The sequence below is a fragment of the Aeromonas sp. QDB11 genome, assembly GCF_027705265.1.
In the GTDB taxonomy this organism is placed as follows: Bacteria; Pseudomonadota; Gammaproteobacteria; order Enterobacterales; family Aeromonadaceae; genus Aeromonas; species Aeromonas allosaccharophila.
This window is the reverse complement of the sequence record NZ_JAPDBM010000117.1, coordinates 1-5,062: the sequence shown is the minus strand read 5'-3', so window position 1 is coordinate 5,062 and position 5,062 is coordinate 1. Positions and strand designations below refer to the sequence as shown.

Annotated in this window: 8 protein-coding genes; 4 read left to right on the top strand and 4 right to left on the bottom strand. The window is 49.1% G+C overall.

From position 1 onward, the window contains the following. Window positions 1–255 precede the first annotated feature (255 nt). Window positions 256–639: an RNA-guided endonuclease InsQ/TnpB family protein gene (locus tag OKC40_RS21700; RefSeq protein ID WP_270796964.1), complete on the top strand. Its 384-nt coding sequence runs from the start codon at window positions 256–258 to the stop codon at window positions 637–639. A 36-nt stretch (window positions 640–675) separates the two neighbouring features. Here the strand turns inward: OKC40_RS21700 and OKC40_RS21695 are convergent, their stop codons facing one another. The 4 genes from OKC40_RS21695 to OKC40_RS21680 all read right to left on the bottom strand — a co-directional run bounded on the left by OKC40_RS21695 (window position 676) and on the right by OKC40_RS21680 (window position 3,005). Beyond that, window positions 676–978: a helix-turn-helix domain-containing protein gene (locus OKC40_RS21695; protein ID WP_024943280.1), complete on the bottom strand. Its 303-nt coding sequence runs from the start codon at window positions 976–978 to the stop codon at window positions 676–678. Further along, window positions 978–1,328 (bottom strand): type II toxin-antitoxin system RelE/ParE family toxin, encoded by a 351-nt coding sequence (locus tag OKC40_RS21690; protein ID WP_024943279.1) that lies wholly within the window; start codon window positions 1,326–1,328, stop codon window positions 978–980. The genes OKC40_RS21695 and OKC40_RS21690 overlap by 1 nt, the downstream gene beginning before the upstream one ends. Window positions 1,329–1,386: 58 nt before the next feature. After that, window positions 1,387–1,635 (bottom strand): hypothetical protein, encoded by a 249-nt coding sequence (locus tag OKC40_RS21685; RefSeq protein ID WP_270796963.1) that lies wholly within the window; start codon window positions 1,633–1,635, stop codon window positions 1,387–1,389. A gap of 398 nt (window positions 1,636–2,033) precedes the next feature. Continuing rightward, window positions 2,034–3,005 (bottom strand): integron integrase, encoded by a 972-nt coding sequence (locus OKC40_RS21680; protein WP_032482493.1) that lies wholly within the window; start codon window positions 3,003–3,005, stop codon window positions 2,034–2,036. Window positions 3,006–3,246: 241 nt separating this feature from the next. Here OKC40_RS21680 and dfrA48 point away from each other — a divergent pair, with 241 nt between their 5' ends. The 3 genes from dfrA48 to OKC40_RS21665 form a co-directional block, all read left to right on the top strand. Next, window positions 3,247–3,720, top strand: coding sequence for a trimethoprim-resistant dihydrofolate reductase DfrA48 (gene dfrA48, locus OKC40_RS21675; RefSeq protein ID WP_173288987.1), 474 nt, complete (start codon window positions 3,247–3,249; stop codon window positions 3,718–3,720). A 149-nt stretch (window positions 3,721–3,869) separates the two neighbouring features. Next, window positions 3,870–4,670 (top strand): oxacillin-hydrolyzing class D beta-lactamase OXA-10, encoded by an 801-nt coding sequence (locus OKC40_RS21670; RefSeq protein ID WP_000846390.1) that lies wholly within the window; start codon window positions 3,870–3,872, stop codon window positions 4,668–4,670. Window positions 4,671–4,778: 108 nt separating this feature from the next. Next, window positions 4,779–5,062 (top strand): nucleotidyltransferase domain-containing protein (locus OKC40_RS21665; protein ID WP_191686687.1); only part of this gene is annotated, 284 nt, incomplete at its 3' end.

Sequence of the window (5,062 nt, the reverse complement as noted above, 5' to 3'; positions counted from 1 at the left end):
GACACTCTTTATCCGCCCCCGGTCTTCACATTTAGATTATTCAGATTAGGCGACAACTATTCTGACACCGGGGGCCCCCCTGCACTAAAGAGATAGTAAGACTCTGGTTTGTAGATAAACTCAGTCAGTTTTCTGGAAAAAAGGCCCTGCATGACATCAAAATTCGGCATTGTCATTACATTTCTGGAAAACTCTGAAATCGGTAACTAAAAACCCACGTAGCAGTGCTTTACAGAGTTTTTTCTAATCAGAAACGTGGGGGTAGTTCGTGTGGAGACATTGAAATCAGCGAACATGATGCAAAACCACAAGCTGGCCCGCGCCATTGGCGATGCGGGCTGGCATGGTTTTATCATGAAGCTGGAGTACAAGGCACAAGCGGCGGGTTGCCACCTGATCAAACTTGACCAGTGGTTTGCCAGCTCGAAACTGTGTAGCGATTGCGGCCACAAGATGCCGGATATGCCCCTTCACCAGCGGCAGTGGGCATGTCCGGCGTGTGGAGCAGAGCATGACCGCGACATCAACGCGGCCATGAATATCCAGCAACAAGGCATATTGGAATTAAAGGCGGCGGGACTCGTCGTTTCTACCCATGGAGGCCAGCATAAATCCGTCATATCGACGGTAGAGGCCTAAGAAGTGGGAAGCCTCGCCGCGAGCGGCGGGGAGCAGTCACACGTTGAAACCGACATGCCTCCCTGTAGGAAGCTCAACATCAACACGCAGCTTCCCACCCATTGCTTCCACGTAACGCTTCATGGTGGATAGCTTGATATCATTCCCACGCTGCTCCATCGCCACAACGGCCGGTTGGCTGATCCCGAGGGCAGAGGCCAACTCCACCTGGGACACTTCCAACTCTTCACGCAGCGCTTGCAAGCGTACCTCCAGCAGCAGCTCGTTAGCCATCTCCTGGATCCGCTGCTGACTATCCACCGAGCGGGAGGCCAGCATCTCATTCAGTGTTCTTCCCATTACCCTACCTCCAACTCAGTTAAGTGCTTGGCGTATTCCGCCTCAGCGACCGGCAACATCTCTTTGTAAAACCGCTTATCGTTACCGCCCTTATTTCCAGCACACAACACGATAGCTTGCCGCAACGGGTCAAAAGCAAAGAACGCTCGTAGCGGATCCCCCTGGTGCTGAACTCTCAGCTCTTTGAGGTTCGTAAAGCGAGACCCCTTGATGGTATCAACTAAGGGTCGCCCTACTGATGGACCGCCCTGTGCCAAGGCAAGCAACCCAGCCAAAACCTTCTCCTGCGTGGCCTCGTCTTGTTCATCAAACCAGACATCGAATAGAGAGGTCGTTTTTACTGTCCACATAGCGCACCAAATATAACCTTTGATTTATATTATAGAGGGTCTCGACGTAGGTAACAAGTTACCGCTGTCGTAGTGCAAGCATGAAGCTACTGGCATCAACCTCGAACCGGCTGACCCCGATCTGCTGCAGGTAGAGCACCAAGGTATCGAGCTTGCGAAAAACTCTTAGTTGTTTGCTGCGCTGGGCGGCCAGACCGTAGCACACCAGCAGACTCCAGCCGCCTAGTTGTCCGACAGCGACTACGACACGGGCGGCACCATCCGCCACCAGTTGCGTAATCGCATTTGCTTGACCATCCAGTCGCATCGAGTTTGACCACTTAATCGCATTAACCTGACCAGTGTGTAACGTACTACTGTATCTTTTGCTGTTGGAGGCGTGCTGAGAACCCCCAAGATGAGGTTTATCGGCAGTATTGGCAGCAACATAGGAACTGACTGATGAAGAAAAAAGAGTAACTACCCCGCATCTCACCAAGGTCCATCGCACATTTTTGCAAATCCCGTCGATTATTTATTTCCATATGAAACTGAAATCCGTAGCATAGTTTGACGAAAAGAACAGGCCATCAGGATGAAATTGGCCCGGGTAACAAGCCACCACCTGAAACGGATGTCAGCCTCTAGGAGCTGTAACCTAAGGGCGGTAGCGTGCCTGCGTCAGGCCACTCGTTCTGAAAAACCGAGCGTCCCGCCCCCCAACCATTACAGATCAGACAAAGGGCTACGTACCCCATTGGCGCCGTTTTGCAGCACATGGGTATAAATTTGTGTGGTTCGAACATCAGAATGGCCCAGTTGCTCCTGCACGGTTCGAATATCCGCCCCCCGCGCCAGCAAATGGGTGGCAAAGGAATGGCGCAAGGTATGACAGGTGACCGGTTTTCCCAGCTGTAGCTGACGCGCCGTGGCTCGAACCGCTTTTTGCAGGGTAGTTGGATCCAGATGATGTCGACGCAAGGCCCCATCGACAGGATCGCGACTCAGATGGGATGCCGGAAACAGGTAGTGCCAACCCAGCTCTTTGCTGGCAGCCGGATACTTGCGCGCCAATGCCGTCGGCAAGGCCACCCCGGCATACGCGTCGTTTAAGCAGTCCGTCATATAAAAGCGCTGGACGTAGGCAATTTGCTCCCGCAGGGCCGGAATGAGTTCCGAGGCCAGAGTCACACGCCTGTGCTTGCCCCCTTTGCCATTCCAGACCATCAGGCAGAGGTAGTTGAAGTCGATATCCTGCACGCACAGGCGCATCACCTCCATCAGCCTGAGTCCGCTGCCATACATCAGTTGCGCCAAGAGACGAAGATGAACTGGCATAGCCAGCAACAAGGCTCGGACTTCACTTTGCGTCAAAACAGTTGGCAGTTTGGGAGGGCGCTGGCTGCGCGTAAATTTCATCTCGAGCTGCAGAGGCCGTAACAAGACAGTGCGATACAAGAAGACCAGCGCATTCAACGCCTGGGCCTGAGTCTTGACAGCCACATGGCGCTCGGTGACCAGATAGGACAAAAATTGCTGAACCTCCGCCTCACCCAGCTCGACCGGATGCTTCATCCGGGAAAAACGGATAAATGCCTTGATCCAGTGCAGATAGGCTTCAACGGTTGCCATCGCGTAACGCAGCATCAACATCTGCTCATAGATGCTTGCCAAAAACGGCGAATGAGGCTTGCGCATGAGTCACCTCCACATGTATATATAAACAGTATATACACGAGCAAGTCCCATTGCTGACTATGAAGAAACTTTCCGCATTTTTGCATAATCTATGCGGTACAAAAACATTGCCAAAGCGGGCTTTATCCGGGATTTTCAAGCTTCCGGTACATAGTCTCACACCAGACTATGACGACCCGATCCACCCCAAAATCACGGATAGATTCCGTACAATAAATTGTTAACCACTACGGGAATTTAATTGAAAATTTCATTAATCGCAGCGCAGTCAGAAAATGGCGTTATTGGTAATGGTCCAGAAATTCCATGGTCGGCGAAAGGTGAGCAGTTACTATTTAAAGCGCTAACATATAATCAGTGGCTTCTTGTTGGAAGAAAAACGTTTGAGTCTATGGGTATTCTTCCAAATAGAAAGTATGCTGTTATTTCAAAAAATGGAATTTCACCTCATCCTGAAAATGTACTAGTATTTTCGTCCATTGAAAATGCATTAAATGAATTGCCCAATATAACAGAGCATTTATATATTTCTGGCGGTGGTCAAATATATAATAGCCTTATTGAAAAGGCAGATACTATCCACTTATCTATTGTTCACACGGTGGTAGAAGGCAATGTAATATTTCCAAAAATACCTTCTAATTTCAATTTGGTATTTGAGCAATTCTATTCGTCAAATATTAATTATACTTATCAAATTTGGCAAAAAGGTTAACAAGTCGTTGCAGCATCACTCCGGCGCTTCGCGCCTGCGTTGGACAGTTTTTAAGTCGCGCTTTTGTGGTTTTGCTACGCAAAAATTATCCACAAAATCACAACTTAAAAACTGCCGCTGAACTCGGCGTTAGCCACCAAGAAGGTGCCATGAAAACATTTGCCGCATATGTAATTATCGCGTGTCTTTCGAGTACGGCATTAGCTGGTTCAATTACAGAAAATACGTCTTGGAACAAAGAGTTCTCTGCCGAAGCCGTCAATGGTGTCTTCGTGCTTTGTAAAAGTAGCAGTAAATCCTGCGCTACCAATGACTTAGCTCGTGCATCAAAGGAATATCTTCCAGCATCAACATTTAAGATCCCCAACGCAATTATCGGCCTAGAAACTGGTGTCATAAAGAATGAGCATCAGGTTTTCAAATGGGACGGAAAGCCAAGAGCCATGAAGCAATGGGAAAGAGACTTGACCTTAAGAGGGGCAATACAAGTTTCAGCTGTTCCCGTATTTCAACAAATCGCCAGAGAAGTTGGCGAAGTAAGAATGCAGAAATACCTTAAAAAATTTTCCTATGGCAACCAGAATATCAGTGGTGGCATTGACAAATTCTGGTTGGAAGGCCAGCTTAGAATTTCCGCAGTTAATCAAGTGGAGTTTCTAGAGTCTCTATATTTAAATAAATTGTCAGCATCTAAAGAAAACCAGCTAATAGTAAAAGAGGCTTTGGTAACGGAGGCGGCACCTGAATATCTAGTGCATTCAAAAACTGGTTTTTCTGGTGTGGGAACTGAGTCAAATCCTGGTGTCGCATGGTGGGTTGGGTGGGTTGAGAAGGAGACAGAGGTTTACTTTTTCGCCTTTAACATGGATATAGACAACGAAAGTAAGTTGCCGCTAAGAAAATCCATTCCCACCAAAATCATGGAAAGTGAGGGCATCATTGGTGGCTAACAAGTCGCTCAAGGTCGCTCCCTGCGGTCGCTGGACAGTCCCAGTCGGCGCATGCTTCGCATTTTATGCGCCGCCTGTGCCTGCCCCTAAGCTCCAACGTTAGACATCATGAGGGTAGCGGTGACCATCGAAATTTCGAACCAACTATCAGAGGTGCTAAGCGTCATTGAGCGCCATCTGGAATCAACGTTGCTGGCCGTGCATTTGTACGGCTCCGCAGTGGATGGCGGCCTGAAGCCATACAGCGATATTGATTTGTTGGTTACTGTGGCCGTAAAGCTTGATGAAACGACGCGGCGAGCATTGCTCAATGACCTTATGGAGGCTTCGGCTTTCCCTGGCGAGAGCGAGACGCTCCGCGCTATAGAAGTCACCCTTGTCGTGCATGACGA